Source organism: Mycobacterium sp. GA-1199, from assembly GCF_001500045.1.
Taxonomy (GTDB): Bacteria; Actinomycetota; Actinomycetes; order Mycobacteriales; family Mycobacteriaceae; genus Mycobacterium.
The window spans coordinates 24,717-40,159 of sequence record NZ_LQIX01000027.1 but is presented as its reverse complement, the minus strand read 5'-3'; the positions used below and the strand labels follow the sequence as shown (position 1 = coordinate 40,159).

The window sequence follows — 15,443 nt, the reverse complement described above, 5'->3', positions numbered from 1 at the left end:
TCGGCCGGTCGACCGGCTGCTGAGAGGAGAACGGGTTGTTGCCGACGCGGGGCACGCGTGGCGCGGGCTTCGGCGCAACCGGCCCGGACCCGGTGCTCCGCGGCCCGGCGCCCCCCGCCCCGGCGGTGCGACGCCCGGCAACATGCCGCCGCGGCCACCCGGCGCGCGGCCCGGCGCGATGGGTCGCCCCGGTGGCCCGCGTCCGGGTCCCGGCGGTCGCGGACCCGGTGGTGGCGGTGGTCGTCCCGGCGGTCCCGGCGGCGGTGGCGGCGGTGGCGGTAACTACCGCGGTGGCGGCGGCGGCGCACCCGCCGGCGGAGGCTTCCGCGGTCGTCCCGGTGGCGGCGGTCGGCCCGGCCAACGTGGCGGTGCCGCCGGCGCCTTCGGTCGGCCCGGTGGTGCGCCCAAGCGCGGGCGGAAGTCGAAGAGGGCGAAACGCGCCGAGTACGAGAACATGCAGGCGCCGGTCGTCGGTGGCGTTCGGCTGCCGCACGGCAACGGCGAGACCATCCGGTTGGCGCGCGGCGCTTCGCTGAGCGACTTCGCCGACAAGATCAACGCCAACCCCGCTTCGCTGGTGCAGGCGCTGTTCAACCTCGGTGAGATGGTAACGGCGACCCAGTCGGTCGGCGACGACACCCTCGAGCTGCTCGGCAGCGAGATGAACTACAAGGTTCAGGTCGTCTCGCCGGAGGACGAGGACCGCGAGCTGCTGGAGTCCTTCGACCTCTCCTACGGAGAAGACGAGGGCGGCGAGGAGGACCTCGAGCAGCGTCCTCCCGTTGTCACGGTCATGGGTCACGTCGACCACGGCAAGACCCGACTGCTGGACACCATCCGTCAGGCCAACGTCCGCGAGGGCGAAGCCGGCGGCATCACCCAGCACATCGGCGCCTACCAGGTCGAGGTCGACCTCGACGGCACCGTTCGCCCGATCACGTTCATCGACACCCCGGGTCACGAGGCGTTCACCGCCATGCGTGCCCGCGGCGCGAAGGCCACCGACATCGCGATCCTGGTGGTCGCCGCCGACGACGGCGTGATGCCGCAGACGGTCGAGGCCATCAACCATGCGCAGGCCGCCGAAGTGCCGATCGTGGTGGCGGTCAACAAGATCGACAAGGAAGGCGCCGACCCGGCCAAGATCCGCGGCCAGCTCACCGAATACGGGCTGATCCCCGAGGACTACGGCGGCGACACGATGTTCGTCGACATCTCCGCGAAGCAGGGCACCAACATCCAGGCGCTGCTGGAAGCGGTCGTGCTGACCGCCGACGCCGCTCTGGACCTGCGGGCCAACCCGGACATGGAGGCCCAGGGCGTGGCGATCGAGGCACACCTGGACCGCGGCCGCGGACCGGTGGCCACGGTTCTGGTGCAGCGCGGCACGCTGCGGGTCGGCGACTCGATCGTGTCGGGTGACGCCTACGGTCGTGTCCGCCGCATGGTGGACGAACACGGCGAGGACGTCGAGGAGGCATTGCCGTCCCGGCCGGTGCAGGTCATCGGCTTCACGTCGGTGCCGGGCGCAGGTGACAACCTGCTCGTCGTCGACGAGGACCGCATCGCGCGCCAGATCGCCGACCGGCGCAGCGCACGCAAGCGCAACGCGCTGGCGGCCCGCAGCCGCAAGCGGATCAGTCTCGAGGACCTCGATTCGGCGCTGAAGGAAACCAGCCAGCTGAACCTGATCCTGAAGGGCGACAACGCCGGTACGGTCGAGGCGCTCGAGGAGGCCCTGTTGGGCATCCAGGTCGACGACGAAGTCGAGCTGCGCGTCATCGACCGCGGCGTCGGCGGCGTCACCGAGACCAACGTCAACCTGGCGTCGGCATCGGATGCGATCATCATCGGGTTCAACGTGCGCGCGGAGGGCAAGGCCACCGAGCTGGCCAACCGCGAGGGTGTCGAGATCCGGTACTACTCGATCATCTACCAGGCGATCGACGAGATCGAAGCCGCGCTCAAGGGCATGCTCAAGCCGATCTACGAGGAGCGCGAACTCGGCCGCGCCGAGATCCGTGCGATCTTCCGGTCCTCGAAGGTCGGCAACATCGCCGGTTGCCTCGTGCAGTCGGGGATCATGCGACGCAACGCGAAGGCCCGGCTGCTGCGCGACAACGTCGTGGTGGCCGAGAACCTCACCGTGTCATCGCTGCGCCGCGAGAAGGACGACGTCACCGAGGTCCGCGAGGGTTACGAATGCGGTCTGACGCTGACCTACTCCGACATCAAGGAAGGCGACGTCATCGAGACCTACGAGCTGGTGGAAAAGGAGCGCACCTAGAGTGGCTGACCCCGCACGGGCGAAGCGGCTGGCCAAACGCATTTCCACCATCGTCGCCTCGGCGATCGAGTACGAGATCAAGGATCCGCGGCTGTCGGGTGTGACGATCACGGACGCCAAGGTCACCAACGATCTGCACGACGCAACGCTGTACTACACGGTGCTCGGCGCGTCGTTGTCCGAAGAGCCGGATTACGGCGGGGCGGCGGCGGCGCTCGAGAAGGCCAAAGGTGTGCTGCGGTCCAAGGTGGGGGCGAGCCTCGGTGTTCGCTTCACGCCCACCCTTGCGTTCGAGCGAGACACCGTGCCCGACGCCGCGGTCAAGATGGAGGAACTGCTGGCCCGCGCTCGCGCCGCAGATGAGGATTTGGCGAGAGTTCGGCAAGGCGCCAAGCACGCCGGCGATGCGGACCCGTACCGTGTCAGTGAGGTGGAGGGCGAGGCAGTAGCCGGGGGGCCCGACGACTCTGAGGACAGCGGTGACCGCGATCGACAAGACGACTGACGCCCCGGAAGTGGGCGATCGGGTCGACGCCCACGGTGCAGCCGAACTGGTGTCGGCGGCCGCCTCGGTCGGAGTGGTCTGCCACGTCTATCCCGACGCCGACACCATCGGTGCCGGTCTGGCGCTGGCGTTGGTCCTCGATCAGGTCGGCAAGAGTGTCCAGGTGAGTTTCGCGGCGCCCGAGAAACTGCCCGAATCGCTGCAGTCGCTGCCCGGCGGTCATCTGCTCGTCGGCCCCGACGAGATGCGCCGCAACCCCGATCTGATCGTCACCGTCGACATTCCCAGCGTCAACCGCCTCGGCGCGCTGCGCTGCCTCGTCGACGACGGTCGCGAAGTCCTGGTCATCGACCACCACGCCTCCAACCAGCTGTTCGGCACCGCTAACTACGTCGACTCCTCGGCGGACTCCACCACGATGCTGGTGGCCGACCTGCTCGACGCGTGGGAAAAGCCGATCGACATCGGCGTCGCGCATTGCCTGTATGCGGGCCTGACCACCGACACCGGCTCGTTCCGGTGGGCCACCCCGCGTGCGCACCGGCTGGCCGCGCGCCTCGTCGATCTCGGTGTCGACAACGCCGGCATCAGCCGGGCCCTGCTGGACACCCATCCGTATGCGTGGCTGCCTATGCTGTCGCGGGTGCTGTCCTCGGCGCAGCTGCTGCCCGATGCTGCCGGCGGTCGCGGCCTGGTGTGCGCGGTGGTGGACTACGACGAATGGGTCAACGCGCGGCCCGAGGAAGTCGAGAGCATCGTCGACATCGTGCGCACCACCGAAGAGGCCGAGGTGGCCGCGGTGTTCAAGGAGATCGAGCCGGGGCACTGGTCGGTGTCGATGCGGGCCAAGTCCTACGACCTGTCACCGGTCGCGAGCGGATTCGGCGGGGGCGGTCACCGCCTGGCCGCGGGATATTCGGCCACCGGGTCCGCCGAGGACGTGGTGAAGGCGTTGCACGCCGCCCTTGGCTGAGCCCGCACCGGATCCGTCGAATGCTGCGGTGACCGGCCGCCGGATCGCCGGGCTGGCCGTGCCCGCGCTCGGAGTGCTTGCCGCCGAACCGATCTACCTGTTGTTCGACATCGCGGTGGTCGGCCGGTTGGGCGCCCTGGCGTTGGCCGGGCTGGCGATCGGCGGGCTCATCCTGACCACTTTGAGCTCGCAGATGACGTTCCTGGCCTACGGCACCACCGCCCGCTCGGCCCGGTTCTTCGGCGCCGGCGATCGGCCGGCCGCGGTCGGGGAAGGTGTGCAGGCCACGTGGCTGGCGCTGGGATTGGGCGCGGTGATCGTCGCGGCGGTGCAGGTGTTCGCGGTGCCGCTGGTGTCGGCGCTGGCGGGCTCGGCCGACGGGGGAGAGATCGCCGACGAGGCGCTGTCGTGGGTGCGCATCGCGATTCTCGGCGTCCCCGCGATCCTGGTGTCGGCGGCGGGTAACGGGTGGATGCGCGGCGTGCAGGACATCGTGCGGCCGCTGAAGTTCGTCGTGTTCGGGTTCGCGGTGTCGGCGCTGCTGTGCCCGCTACTGGTGTACGGCTGGCTCGGCATGCCGCGGCTCGGGCTGCCGGGCTCGGCCGTCGCGAACGCGGTGGGGCAGTGGGTGGCCGCCGCGTTGTTCTGTCGCGCGCTGCTGATCGAGAAGGTGCCGCTGCGCGTGCACCCCGGGGTGTTGCGCGCGCAGGTGGTGATGGGTCGCGACCTGGTGTTGCGGACGCTGGCGTTTCAGGCCTGTTTCGTGTCGGCGGGCGCCGTCGCCGCCCGGTTCGGAGCGGCCGCCGTGGCCGCGCATCAGGTCGTGCTGCAGCTGTGGAATTTCCTTGCGTTGGTACTGGATTCGCTGGCGATCGCCGCGCAGTCGCTGGTCGGTGCGGCACTCGGCGCGGGTGAGCTGACGCACGCCAAATCGGTGGCCTGGCGGGTGACGATCTTCTCGGCGTTGGCCTCGGCGGTATTTGCCATCCTGTTCGCGGTCGGTGCGTCGGTGATTCCGAATGTGTTCACCGACGACCGTTCGGTGCTCGACGCGATCGGTGTGCCGTGGTGGTTCATGGTGGCCCAATTGCCCGTTGCAGGAATCGTTTTCGCGCTCGACGGTGTGCTGTTGGGCGCCGGCGACGCGAAGTTCATGCGCAACGCGACGCTCGCCAGCGCGCTGGTGGGCTTCCTGCCGCTGATCTGGCTGTCGCTCGCGTTCGGTTGGGGGCTGCTCGGTATCTGGGCGGGGTTGTCGACGTTCATGGTGCTGCGGTTGGTGTTCGTCGGCTGGCGCGCCGTCTCAGGCCGGTGGCTCGTGCCGGGCACGGCTTGACCTCCTTGACGCGAGCGCCCGCGTCTGTACAGGACACGCCGCAAAGAATTGGCAGAATGTGGGCGCTCGCGGGGCGTCAGCGTAGCGCGCTAGGCGCGGGCCCGCGCGATCGCGGCCCAGCCGAACTCCGTCGTCTTCACCCGTACATCGTCAAACCCCGTCGCCGCCAACCGATTCGGCAGTGTCGCGGGGTCGACGGGGTTATACGTGTCGCCTTCATGCGCGACGGCCAACTCCTCGCTGCCGAGGCTGTCGCTGGCCACCAGCGCCGCGCCGGGCCGCAGCACGCGGGCGACCTCGGCGAACAGCCGGTCTTGGAGTTCGGCGGTGGGGACATGGTGCAGCATCGTGAAACACGCTGCGCCGGTGAAGCGGTCGTCGTCGTAGGACAGTGCCGTCGCGTCGCCGCGCACGATCTCGACGGTCGGGACATCGGCGAAGCGAGCGGTCAGCATCGCCGCGAGTTCGTCGTCGATCTCCACCGACGTCAGCCGGCCCACCGATTCGCTCAACACGTCGGTGGTCGCGCCGTAGCCGGGTCCGACCTCGAGCACGTCGTCGCCGAGGTCGATCTCGCCCAGCGCCCACGGCAGAATCACCTCGCGGATCAGCTGTCGCCATTCCTCGCTGCCGCAGTACTCGTGCGCTTCGTTCACGCTCGCAGCCTATGAGGGTGCGCAAACTGCTGTAAATCCGCGGCGTGTCGTGTGCAAACACGCCCGCTCGCGCATTGCCGGAGGTCAGCGGACTTGGGAGCGGCCGCGCTGCAGGACGGCGTCGCGGTTGGCGGCGATGTCGTCGCCGCTGGTCGTGCGCATCCACTCGCGCGCCGACGCCGCCTCAATCCAGAGCCCCTCGTTGGTCTGCGCCTCGTCGATGCGGTGATACGACGCCAGCAGAGCGCGCACTGCCCGCTGGTTGTTGCCGACGATCGACGCCGCGACCTGCCGGGCCGTCGACATCAGCTCACCGTGCGGGACCACCTGGGTGACCAGACCGCACCGCAGCGCCTCCTCGGCCGACAGGTAGTCACCGGTCAGACTCATCCGGCGGGCCATCCCGACACCGACCTTCTGCGGTAACCGCACCGACAGCCCCCAGGTCGGCAACAGTCCCACGCGAGCATGCGTATCGGCGAACCGCGCCTGCTCGGAGGCGATCAGCACATCGCAGTACAGGGCGATCTCGAGACCGCCGGTGACGGCCGCACCGTTGATGGCGCCGATGACGGGTTTGGTCATCGGCGGCCACTTCGGCGAGATGTCGGGCAGCTCGGTCGTGTTGCCCAGCTCCTTGAGGTCCAGACCCGCGCAGAACACCGGGTCGGCGCCGGTGACGATCACGACGTCGACTTCGTCGTCGGCCTGCGCCTCGCCCAGGGCGCGGTAGAACCGCCTGCGCAGTTCGGCCGACAGCGCGTTGCGCGACTGCGGCCGGTTCAGGGTGAGCGTGCGCACGCGATCTTGGGTGTCGATGAGCAGGATGTCGTCAGTCACCCGACGAACCTATCGTGGAGCCATGTGCCGAAACATCACCGAGCTACGCGGGCTCGAACCGGCGGCCACCGACGAGGAGATCGAAGCCGCGGCGCGCCAGTACATCCGCAAGGTCAGCGGCATCACCCGGCCGACTGCGGCCAACGCCGACGCCTTCGAGGCCGCCGTCGCAGAGGTCACCACCATCACCCAGCGGCTGCTGACGTCCCTGCCGCCCCGGCGCCAGCCGCCCAAGACGGTGCCACCGTTGCGCCGGCCCGAGGTGCGGGCCCGCTTGGAGCGCAAAGCGGCGGCCGCGACATAGCCCGATGACGACGACGCTCACGCAGCCCGCGCTCAAAGAGTGGAGCGCCGCGGTACATGCGTTGTTGGACGGCAGGCAGACCGTCCTGCTGCGCAAGGGCGGTATTCACGAGAAGCGGTTCGCGGTCACGGCGCCGCGCTTCGTGCTGTTCCCCACCGTCGCGCACAGCCATGCCGAGCGGGTGCGCCCCGAGCACCGCGATCTGCTCGACGTGGCGATCGCCGACAGCACGGAGGACGCGGTGGTGGTCCGCGCCGGTGCCCGCGTCGTCGCCGCGATCGAGGTCAACAGCCCGGAGACGCTCGAAGAGATTGCGTCCCTGCATATTTGGACCGACGCATCGGTACGCGCCGACCGGCTCGATTTCCGCCCCAAGCATCGGCTCACCGTGCTCGTCGTCCAGGCCAGCCCGCTGGTGAGGCCGCTGCGACTCGAACGCACCCCCCAGTACGCGGGTTGTACCAGCTGGGTGCCACTGCCGATCGACCCCGAATGGGCACCCCCGGTGCACGACGACGCCACGCTGGGCGAGATCGCCGACAACGTGCGCCGCTGGGTGGGTTGACCCGCGCCTCAGCCCGCGGGCGGCTGCGGTCCGGCGGGCAGCACCAGCCGCGACGCTCCGTCGCCGAGATGCACGGTGTGGGTGGCCGGCGCGAGGTTGCTACCCGTACCCAGCGGTTCACCGGTACCGAGGTTGCGGGCGAACCGGGGGTGCGACCCGCCCGCCACGATCACCCGGATCCGTGAACCCGCACGGAAGCGGTGTGCGATCGGATCGAGTTCGATACGCACCTGACCGGAGTCCGGTGCGGAGCTGATGTAGCCGTCGCTCACATTGCGTGAGCGTCCCTTGGCGTCCACCTCGCTCACGCGGACGAACAGATCGTTGTACGGGTTGTCGCACGAGTGCGACAGCTCCACGACCGGCACCCCCACCACGTATTGGTCGGCGGGGAGGCGGTCGCCGGTGAAGCTCAACACGTCGGCACGCTGAGCCAGGCTGGTGTCCTTGCGATATCCGCCTTCCGGCGACAACAGCCGGCCGCCCACGGTCGGCGTCGGCTTCGCCGGGTTGTAGGTGAACGTCGACGGGGCGGCGGTCTCCGGCGGGACGGCGTCGCCCAGACGACCACCCGGTTGCAGGTAGCGCACCACCTCGGGCATGGCCGGCGGCCAGTCGGGCAGGTCGATCCAGCCGCCGCCGTTGACGAAGATCCGCACCGGCTGGCGCCGCTTGCTCCCGGCGCCGGTGAGGTGAGCGCCCAACCAGTCGAGCGTGTCGCGGATCGCGGTCGGCGCGGCCTTGGTCATCAGCTGGCTGTGGATCCACGGGCCCACGGTCAATCCGACCTCGACTCCGCGCTCGCGCAGCCGCCGATACTGGGCCATCGTCTGCTCCAGGAACAGGTCTTGCCACCCGCTGATCAGCAGTACCGGCACGTCGGCGCTGTCCAGGGCGCGACGCAGGTTCAGTGCGGTCCAGAAGGGGTCGTCGGCATCGGGGTGATCGAGCCAGGATTCCCACCACGGCGCACCCGCGCCCAGCAGCGCGCGCCCCGCCTCCCCGGCGGGCAGCCGGTTCACCGCACGGGCGATGCGGCGCCGCGACCGCAGCTGTCGCACCAGCGCGCGCACCCGGTTCCGATCCTCCTGGTAGGCCACCAGATGGCTCCAGCCGAGGAAGTCGCTCAACGCGAAGGAACCGCGGCCCCACCGCGGACCGCTGACGTCGTGCGGGCCGACGGTGATCACCGCGGCCTTCATCTCCGGTGGCGGGTCGATGAGCAGCGCCCACTGGGTGAAACCGAGATACGACAGCCCGATCGTGGCGAACGAGCCGGTGAACCAATCTTGGTTGCGCAGCCACTCGACGGTGTCGGCGCCGTCGGCGATCTCGTTGACCATCGGGTCGAAGTCGCCGCCGGAGCCGTACGTGCCGCGCACGCTCTGCAGGACCACGTGATAGCCGCGTGCGGCATAGACGCGTCCGTAGAGGGCGGCGAAGGGGAAGTCTCGGCCGTAGGGGCAGCGCACCAGCAGCGTGCCCGCCGGGTCCGCGGTGGTGGGCGCATAGTGGTCGGCGCGCAGTTCGACACCGTCTCGCATCGGAACGCGGACCCTGTTGACCGTAAAGTCGGTGGTGTGCGGCGGCAGCCGCAGCAGGCGTGACACGGTGCGTCCGGTGAGCTGCTTGACCTTCGAACGGGATGCCGGCGGGGCGGCGACGGTGGAAGCGGTCACCTCACGAGGCTACGCAGAACCGATGCCGCCGCGGTCGATCGATGACGTTCGGTCGGTAAACCACGACATAACCGATCCCGCCGAGCAACTGGACAAGATGGCGAACTGGACGTTTCCGGCCCTCCAGCAGGCCGATGGACCGCATCGAACACTGGTGAATCGAACGGCTGATCAGAACACGTAGTGCGGAATCAGCTCGTGCGCGCGTTGCAGGTTGGTCTGCATGCAGTCGGGGTCGGGCTCGGAGTAGATCGGCGAGTAGAACAGCGACTGCTGCAGCACGCCGTAGCTGGTGTCGAAGGCGATCATGCAGGTGATCCACCAGCGGTTGTTCCAGTCGGTCGGCTTCATCACCCAGTACTGCGCGGCGCGATGCCCGTCGATGTCGAGTTGGACCGCGTCGACGGGCAGCGTCTGCTCATAGGTGCGCCAGACGATCGCCTCCACGGCCAGCTGATAGTTGCCCGCGTCGTAGCGGCACCGCAGCTGATCCTCCGGCGTGGGCGGGGTGAACGCCAGACCCATCGCCTGGATCGCGTCCAGCGGAATCTGCTTGCACGGGTTGAACGGCGACGGGTCGGTGGTCTCGATCACGGGCCACTTGATCGACGTCGTGACATTCGTCATGGGGATGTCGTCGGCAGCCACACGCGGGGCGCCTGCGAGGTTGGCCTGCCACACCACCGTCACCGCAGCGATCAGTGCGCACAGCGCCGAGACCAAGCGCAGCTTGGCGAGCATGTCACCCCTTTGTTCGTCGGTCCGACCCTGCGGGGAGTCTAGCGGGCCGCTCCCAGCGCCCGAGAGGAAACAAGAACCTGTTCTAGTTGCCGGACGAGCCGCGTGCATCCGGTTCAGTACCCTGGTCAGTTGTGACACGCGACGGCCGACGACCCACCCTCTGGGCCATCAGCGACCTGCACACGGGTCACACAGGCAACAAACCCGTGACGGAGTCGCTGCACCCGGCCTCGCCGGACGACTGGCTCATCGTCGCCGGCGACGTGGCCGAACGCACCGACGAGATCCGGTGGGCCCTGGACCTGTTGCGCAAGCGGTTCGCCACGGTGATCTGGATTCCGGGCAACCACGAGCTGTGGACCACCAACCGCGACCCGATGCAGATCTTCGGCAAGGCTCGCTATGACTACCTGGTCAACATGTGCGACGAGATGGGCATCATCACCCCCGAGCACCCGTTCCCGGTGTGGACCGAGGAGGGTGGCCCGGCCACGATCGTGCCGATGTTTCTGCTGTACGACTACACCTTCCTGCCGGCAGGCGCGGCCACCAAGGCGGAGGGACTGGCCATCGCGCGCGAGCGCAACGTCGTTGGCACCGACGAGTTCCTGCTGTCCGCCGAGCCCTACGCCACCCGCGACGCATGGTGCCGCGACCGGGTGGCCTACACCCGCAAACGGCTCGAGGACCTCGACTGGATGACGCCGACGGTACTGGTCAACCACTTCCCGATGGTTCGCGAACCCTGCGATGCGATGTTCTATCCGGAGTTCTCGCTGTGGTGCGGCACCACCGCCACCGCCGACTGGCACACCCGCTACAACGCGGTGTGCTCGGTCTACGGGCACCTGCACATTCCGCGCACCACGTGGTACGACGGTGTGCGGTTCGAGGAGGTGTCGGTCGGCTATCCGCGAGAGTGGCGGCGCCGCAAGCCATATCGCTGGATGCGTCAGATTCTTCCGGATCCGCAGTATCCGCCCGGGTACCTCAACGAGTTCGGCGGCCACTTCCAGATCACCCAGGAGATGCGGGAGAACGCCCAGAAGATGCAGCAACGGATCCGCGACAGGCAGGTCTCGCGATGACGGTCGCCGCTTCGCTGCTGTCCGGTGTGCTGCCGGCGACGACGACAGGGCTGGCCGCAGCCGAGGTCTACCGTGATCCGCCGGACCTGGCGCCGATGCCCGAGGAGGAGCCACTGGTCGCCAGGTCGGTGGCCAAGCGGCGCAACGAGTTCGTGACCGTGCGGTACTGCGCCCGGCTGGCGCTCGCCGAGATCGGTGTCGGACCGGTGCCGATTCTGAAGGGGGAGAAGGGTGAACCCCGTTGGCCCGACGGTGTCGTCGGCTCGCTGACGCACTGTGAGGGTTACCGCGGCGCTGTGGTCGGCCGGCGGGCCGAGGTCCGGTCGGTGGGCATCGACGCCGAACCGCACGGTGTGCTGCCCGACGGTGTGCTCGACGCGATCAGCCTGCCCGCCGAGCGAACCGAACTGCGGCAGCTGCCTGGTGGGCTGCACTGGGACCGAATCCTGTTCTGCGCCAAAGAGGCAACCTATAAGGCGTGGTTCCCGGTGACTCACCGGTGGCTGGGTTTCGAGGACGCGCACATCGTCTTCGACGTCGACGACACCGGCACCTCCGGTGGTTTCGTCTCGCGAATTCTGATCGACCCGGCGGCGATGCACGGACCGCCACTGGAAACCCTGACCGGCCGCTGGTCGGTCCGCGACGGACTGGCGTTGACCGCGATCGTGCTATGACCGAGGCGGGTCTGGTGATTGTCGACAAACCAGCGGGCATGACGAGCCATGACGTCGTCGGCCGCTGCCGTCGGCTCTTCGGCACCCGCAAGGTCGGGCACGCCGGGACCCTTGACCCGATGGCAACCGGTGTCCTGGTCGTCGGCATCGAGCGCGCCACCAAGATCCTCGGACTGCTGACGGCAACGGACAAGGCGTACCGCGCGACCATCCGCCTCGGCCAGACCACCTCCACCGACGACGCCGAAGGCGAGGTGCTGCACGAGGTTTCGGCCGGCCACATCACCGACGAGGACATCGACCACGCCGTCACCGACCTAAGGGGTGAGATCGACCAGATCCCGTCAGCGGTGAGCGCGATCAAAATCGGCGGACAACGCGCCTACAAACTCGCGCGCGAAGGGCAAACCGTCGAGTTGGCGCCCCGCCGCGTGCGGATCGACCGTTTTGCCGTGCTGCGGGTACGGCATGAAGCCGGCGTCATCGACGTCGATGTCGAAGTGCTGTGCTCCAGCGGCACCTACATCCGCGCGCTGGCCCGCGACATCGGTGCCGCACTGGGAGTCGGAGGGCATCTCACGGCGTTACGCCGCACCAAAGTCGGCGGCTTCGGGCTGGCCGAGTCGCGCACGCTCGACGAGCTCGCCGAAACACCACGGCTCTCGTACAGCCTTGACACGGCATGCCTTCTGGCGTTCCCGCGACGGGACCTGACCGCGGACGAGGCCGAGGACGTGCGTCACGGCCGACCGCTCAAACCGGCGGGCATCGAGGGGATCTACGCCGCCACGGCTCAGGACGGGCAGGTCGTCGCGCTGCTGGAAGACAGGTCGGCTCGCACGAAGTCGGTCGTCGTGTTGCGTCCCGCGACCTTGTAGGCCGGCGCATCCGGGCGCATACTGACGCCGTCCTAGAGATGGGAGCCGACAATGGCGTCTGCGTACAAGGCTCTTCAGATCGCACTGGGCGTGTTCGGCGTGGTCGCCCTCTGCCTGTATCCGCTTGCCGCCGTGTGGCCGTCAGGATGGGCGTGGCATCCGGGACCGCCGCACCACTCCGACTACTTCATGATGATCGTCGGGCTCTACGCCACACTGGGCGTGTTCCTGGTGTGGGCGGCGCGAAACCCACGCGCTCATCTGAGCCTGATCTGGTTCACGGTGTGGTCAAGCGTCGTCCACGCCGTCATCATGGCGGTGCAGTCGGTACGCGGGGAACACCAGACCGGGCACCTGCTGGGCGATGTGCCCGCGCTGCTGTTGGTCGGGATCGTGCTGGCGGTGCTCGTGCGGGCTTCTGGCCTCAAGATGTTTGAGGAGCAGCCCGTCGCCCTGGAACGACGCTGACGGGCACCCGCTGAAATGTGAGGCGATGGTGCAAATCCGGCGGCCGGTTTCTCGCCGCCCACCATTCGCGAGGGTGCCCGCCTCACAGCGAAAGGTTCGCTGGCAGCGAATAATTCGCTGATAGGCGGGCACTCGTCGAAGTGGTCGGCAGCCCGGCAGAGGTTCACAAACCAGGGGCTCGCAACCGAGCTAGCTCGCCACCACCCAGATCGCTTCTGCGGCCGGGCTTCCCAAATCGACGGTGGTGTCGTCGCCGTCTGCCGACTCGATGGCCACCGAGATCATGCCGGCGAAGTCGCGCCGGGCCACCACGCGAAGGCGTGAGTCCAGACTGATGCCGACACTGTCGAAGTACCGCAGCATCTCCGGATCGGCGTCGGAGATGCGCGCGATGGTGCCCCGGTCGCCGTCGTGGCAGGCCGATAACTGGCGTGCGTCCGGGGTGGGCACGCGTCCGTCGGCGGCCGGAATCGGATCGCCGTGCGGATCGCGCGTCGGGTGCCCGAGCTTGGCGTCGATGCGGTCGAGCATCCGGTCCGACACCGCGTGCTCGAGCACCTCGGCCTCGTCGTGCACCTCGTCCCAGCTGTAGCCCAACTCGCGGACGAGGAACGTCTCCATCAGCCGATGCCTGCGCACCATCGCCAGGGCCGCGGCCCGGCCGGCCTCGGTCAGGGTCACCGCGCCGTACTTCTCGTGGTCGACCAGGCCCTGATCGGCGAGCTTGCGGATCGACTCCGAGGCAGTGCTGGCCGACACCCCGAGCCGCTCGGCCAGCAGCTTGGTGCTCACCTTCTCCTGCGACCACTCCTGGACGGTCCAGATGACTTTCAGGTAGTCCTGGGCAACCGTCGTCAGGTCACGCGCATCGCCGGCAGGATTCACATTGAGAAAGTTTAGGCAATACTCACCTCATCCGGGGGATCCGGCGACGCGGCGAACCGCGGACGCGCCGTAGGCTTGCCCTCGTGCAGCGCTGGCGGGGACAAGACGAGATCCCGACGGACTGGGGCCGATGCGTGGTCACCATCGGGGTCTTCGACGGTGTGCATCGCGGACACCAGGAGCTGATCAACCACGCGGTCAAGGCCGGCCGCTCGCGCGGCGTGCCCACCGTGCTGATGACTTTCGACCCGCATCCCATGGAGGTGGTCTTCCCGGGTAGTCATCCCGCCCAGCTGACCACCCTGACCCGGCGCGCGGAACTGGTCGAGGAACTCGGAATCGACGTCTTCCTGGTCATGCCGTTCACCGCCGACTTCATGAAGCTGACGCCCGAGCGCTACATCCATGAACTCCTAGTCGAGCGCCTGCACGTGGTCGAGGTCGTCGTGGGGGAGAACTTCACCTTCGGCAAGAAGGCGGCGGGCAACGTCAACTTGTTGCGCCAGGCCGGCGAGCGTTTCGGCTTCGCCGTGGAGAGCATGACCCTGGTCTCCGAAGCTCTTGGGGTGGCCGACACCGCCCGGGACGAGGCGGTCACGTTCTCCTCGACCTACATCCGGTCCTGCGTCGACGCGGGCGATGTCGTCGCCGCCGCCGAGGCGTTGGGGCGCCCGCATCGCGTGGAGGGCGTCGTGGTCCGCGGCGACGGACGGGGCAAGGTGCTGGGCTTTCCGACCGCCAACGTGGCGCCGCCCATGTATTCGGCGATACCCGCCGACGGCGTCTATGCGGCGTGGTTCACCGTGCTCGGCCATGGACCGGTCGCGGGCAGCGTGATCCCCGGCGAGCGGTATCAGGCCGCGGTGTCGGTGGGGACCAATCCGACGTTCTCCGGGCGCACCCGCACCGTGGAGGCGTTCGTGCTCGACACCACGGCCGACCTGTACGGCCAGCATGTCGCCGTCGACTTCGTGGCCAGGCTGCGCGGCCAGGAGAAGTTCGCCAACGTCGACGACCTGGTGGAGCAGATGGGCCGCGACACCGAACACGCCCGCGCGATCCTGACCCGCTGACGCCGAGCGCTCAGTCCCGAACACAAAAGCCCAGGACAGCGAGCCGACAGGCGTACATGGGTGAGCGCTCGGCGGATTTCGTGCTGCACACGCGCCGCTGCTAGACTGCCTGCCGACCGGGCGTGCGCTGCAGTTCGCGGCGGCCGCGCCTCCCGGGCTCACGCCCTTCCCGCGGACTGAAAAAGATGGAGTTGTTTCGTGGCGCTCACCGCCGAAGAGAAAAAGTCGGTCCTGACCGAGTACGGCCTGCATGACACCGATACCGGTTCGCCCGAGGCGCAGGTCGCGCTGCTGACCAAGCGGATCACCGACCTCACCGAGCACCTGAAGGTGCACAAGCACGATCACCACTCGCGGCGCGGTCTGCTGCTGCTCGTCGGTCGCAGGCGCCGACTGCTCAAGTACGTGGCCCAGGTCGACGTCCAGCGGTACCGCACGCTGATCGAACGACTCGGCCTGCGTCGCTGACCTCGTACCGGCGCGTGAAC

At 68.6% G+C, this 15,443-nt stretch carries 17 protein-coding genes; 12 read left to right on the top strand and 5 right to left on the bottom strand.

Going from position 1 to position 15,443, the window contains the following annotated elements; translation table 11 throughout:
* The 4 genes from infB to AU198_RS17670 all read left to right on the top strand — a co-directional run.
* Window positions 1-2,287, top strand: a 2,287-nt coding sequence (infB, locus tag AU198_RS17685) for a translation initiation factor IF-2 (RefSeq protein WP_231744706.1), incomplete at its 5' end; no start/stop codon positions are given.
* Window position 2,288: 1 nt separating this feature from the next.
* On the top strand, window positions 2,289-2,792 hold the full coding sequence (gene rbfA, locus AU198_RS17680) for a 30S ribosome-binding factor RbfA (protein ID WP_064349765.1): 504 nt from the start codon (window positions 2,289-2,291) through the stop codon (window positions 2,790-2,792).
* Complete coding sequence (locus tag AU198_RS17675; protein ID WP_064349764.1) at window positions 2,767-3,765, top strand: DHH family phosphoesterase; 999 nt, start codon at window positions 2,767-2,769, stop codon at window positions 3,763-3,765. Before rbfA ends, AU198_RS17675 begins: the two co-directional genes overlap by 26 nt.
* A complete protein-coding gene (locus tag AU198_RS17670; protein WP_064349762.1) occupies window positions 3,758-5,101 on the top strand; it encodes an MATE family efflux transporter in 1,344 nt (447 codons plus the stop codon). The genes AU198_RS17675 and AU198_RS17670 overlap by 8 nt, the downstream gene beginning before the upstream one ends.
* A gap of 89 nt (window positions 5,102-5,190) precedes the next feature.
* Here AU198_RS17670 and AU198_RS17665 read toward each other — a convergent pair whose 3' ends face one another.
* Together AU198_RS17665 and AU198_RS17660 are read right to left on the bottom strand one after the other, a co-directional pair.
* Window positions 5,191-5,757 (bottom strand): class I SAM-dependent methyltransferase, encoded by a 567-nt coding sequence (locus AU198_RS17665; protein WP_064349761.1) that lies wholly within the window; start codon window positions 5,755-5,757, stop codon window positions 5,191-5,193.
* Between the two features lie 84 nt (window positions 5,758-5,841).
* Window positions 5,842-6,597 (bottom strand): enoyl-CoA hydratase, encoded by a 756-nt coding sequence (locus tag AU198_RS17660; RefSeq protein ID WP_064349759.1) that lies wholly within the window; start codon window positions 6,595-6,597, stop codon window positions 5,842-5,844.
* A 22-nt stretch (window positions 6,598-6,619) separates the two neighbouring features.
* Here AU198_RS17660 and AU198_RS17655 point away from each other — a divergent pair, with 22 nt between their 5' ends.
* Both AU198_RS17655 and AU198_RS17650 read left to right on the top strand, forming a co-directional pair.
* Complete coding sequence (locus AU198_RS17655) at window positions 6,620-6,901, top strand: DUF2277 domain-containing protein (protein WP_064349757.1); 282 nt, start codon at window positions 6,620-6,622, stop codon at window positions 6,899-6,901.
* A gap of 4 nt (window positions 6,902-6,905) precedes the next feature.
* Window positions 6,906-7,466, top strand: coding sequence for a DUF1802 family protein (locus tag AU198_RS17650; RefSeq protein ID WP_064349755.1), 561 nt, complete (start codon window positions 6,906-6,908; stop codon window positions 7,464-7,466).
* Window positions 7,467-7,474: 8 nt separating this feature from the next.
* On the opposite strand, the gene AU198_RS17645 is transcribed toward AU198_RS17650, so the two are convergent.
* Together AU198_RS17645 and AU198_RS17635 are read right to left on the bottom strand one after the other, a co-directional pair.
* Window positions 7,475-9,145, bottom strand: a complete 1,671-nt coding sequence (locus AU198_RS17645) for a CocE/NonD family hydrolase (RefSeq protein WP_064349753.1) — start codon at window positions 9,143-9,145, stop codon at window positions 7,475-7,477.
* Between the two features lie 171 nt (window positions 9,146-9,316).
* Window positions 9,317-9,886, bottom strand: coding sequence for a DUF3558 domain-containing protein (locus AU198_RS17635; RefSeq protein WP_064349749.1), 570 nt, complete (start codon window positions 9,884-9,886; stop codon window positions 9,317-9,319).
* A gap of 131 nt (window positions 9,887-10,017) precedes the next feature.
* Here AU198_RS17635 and pptH point away from each other — a divergent pair, with 131 nt between their 5' ends.
* From pptH to AU198_RS17615, 4 genes are read left to right on the top strand one after another with little or no spacing between them, the layout of a single operon-like run.
* A complete protein-coding gene (pptH, locus tag AU198_RS17630; RefSeq protein WP_064349747.1) occupies window positions 10,018-10,974 on the top strand; it encodes an ACP phosphodiesterase PptH in 957 nt (318 codons plus the stop codon).
* Window positions 10,971-11,651, top strand: coding sequence for a 4'-phosphopantetheinyl transferase PptT (pptT, locus tag AU198_RS17625; protein WP_064349746.1), 681 nt, complete (start codon window positions 10,971-10,973; stop codon window positions 11,649-11,651). Before pptH ends, pptT begins: the two co-directional genes overlap by 4 nt.
* Window positions 11,648-12,529: a tRNA pseudouridine(55) synthase TruB gene (truB, locus tag AU198_RS17620; RefSeq protein ID WP_064349744.1), complete on the top strand. Its 882-nt coding sequence runs from the start codon at window positions 11,648-11,650 to the stop codon at window positions 12,527-12,529. Before pptT ends, truB begins: the two co-directional genes overlap by 4 nt.
* Before the next feature lie 51 nt (window positions 12,530-12,580).
* Window positions 12,581-12,997: a DUF6632 domain-containing protein gene (locus AU198_RS17615; RefSeq protein ID WP_064349742.1), complete on the top strand. Its 417-nt coding sequence runs from the start codon at window positions 12,581-12,583 to the stop codon at window positions 12,995-12,997.
* 189 nt (window positions 12,998-13,186) lie between these two features.
* Here the strand turns inward: AU198_RS17615 and mntR are convergent, their stop codons facing one another.
* The gene (gene mntR, locus AU198_RS17610; protein ID WP_064349740.1) at window positions 13,187-13,882 is read right to left on the bottom strand and encodes a manganese-binding transcriptional regulator MntR; all 696 of its coding nucleotides are present in this window, start codon (window positions 13,880-13,882) and stop codon (window positions 13,187-13,189) included.
* An 83-nt stretch (window positions 13,883-13,965) separates the two neighbouring features.
* Here mntR and AU198_RS17605 point away from each other — a divergent pair, with 83 nt between their 5' ends.
* Both AU198_RS17605 and rpsO read left to right on the top strand, forming a co-directional pair.
* Complete coding sequence (locus AU198_RS17605) at window positions 13,966-14,955, top strand: bifunctional riboflavin kinase/FAD synthetase (protein ID WP_064349738.1); 990 nt, start codon at window positions 13,966-13,968, stop codon at window positions 14,953-14,955.
* Between the two features lie 198 nt (window positions 14,956-15,153).
* Window positions 15,154-15,423 (top strand): 30S ribosomal protein S15, encoded by a 270-nt coding sequence (rpsO, locus tag AU198_RS17600; protein ID WP_064349735.1) that lies wholly within the window; start codon window positions 15,154-15,156, stop codon window positions 15,421-15,423.
* The last annotated feature ends 20 nt before the right edge of the window (window positions 15,424-15,443 follow it).

Bases quoted from the DNA above. Each gene is read 5' to 3' on its own strand.
- AU198_RS17655 (WP_064349757.1), top strand. From the start codon at position 6,620: ATGTGCCGAAACATCACCGAGCTACGCGGGCTCGAACCGGCGGCCACC.
- AU198_RS17650 (WP_064349755.1), top strand. From the start codon at position 6,906: ATGACGACGACGCTCACGCAGCCCGCGCTCAAAGAGTGGAGCGCCGCG.
- AU198_RS17635 (WP_064349749.1), bottom strand. From the start codon at position 9,886: ATGCTCGCCAAGCTGCGCTTGGTCTCGGCGCTGTGCGCACTGATCGCT.
- pptT (WP_064349746.1), top strand. From the start codon at position 10,971: ATGACGGTCGCCGCTTCGCTGCTGTCCGGTGTGCTGCCGGCGACGACG.
- truB (WP_064349744.1), top strand. From the start codon at position 11,648: ATGACCGAGGCGGGTCTGGTGATTGTCGACAAACCAGCGGGCATGACG.
- AU198_RS17615 (WP_064349742.1), top strand. From the start codon at position 12,581: ATGGCGTCTGCGTACAAGGCTCTTCAGATCGCACTGGGCGTGTTCGGC.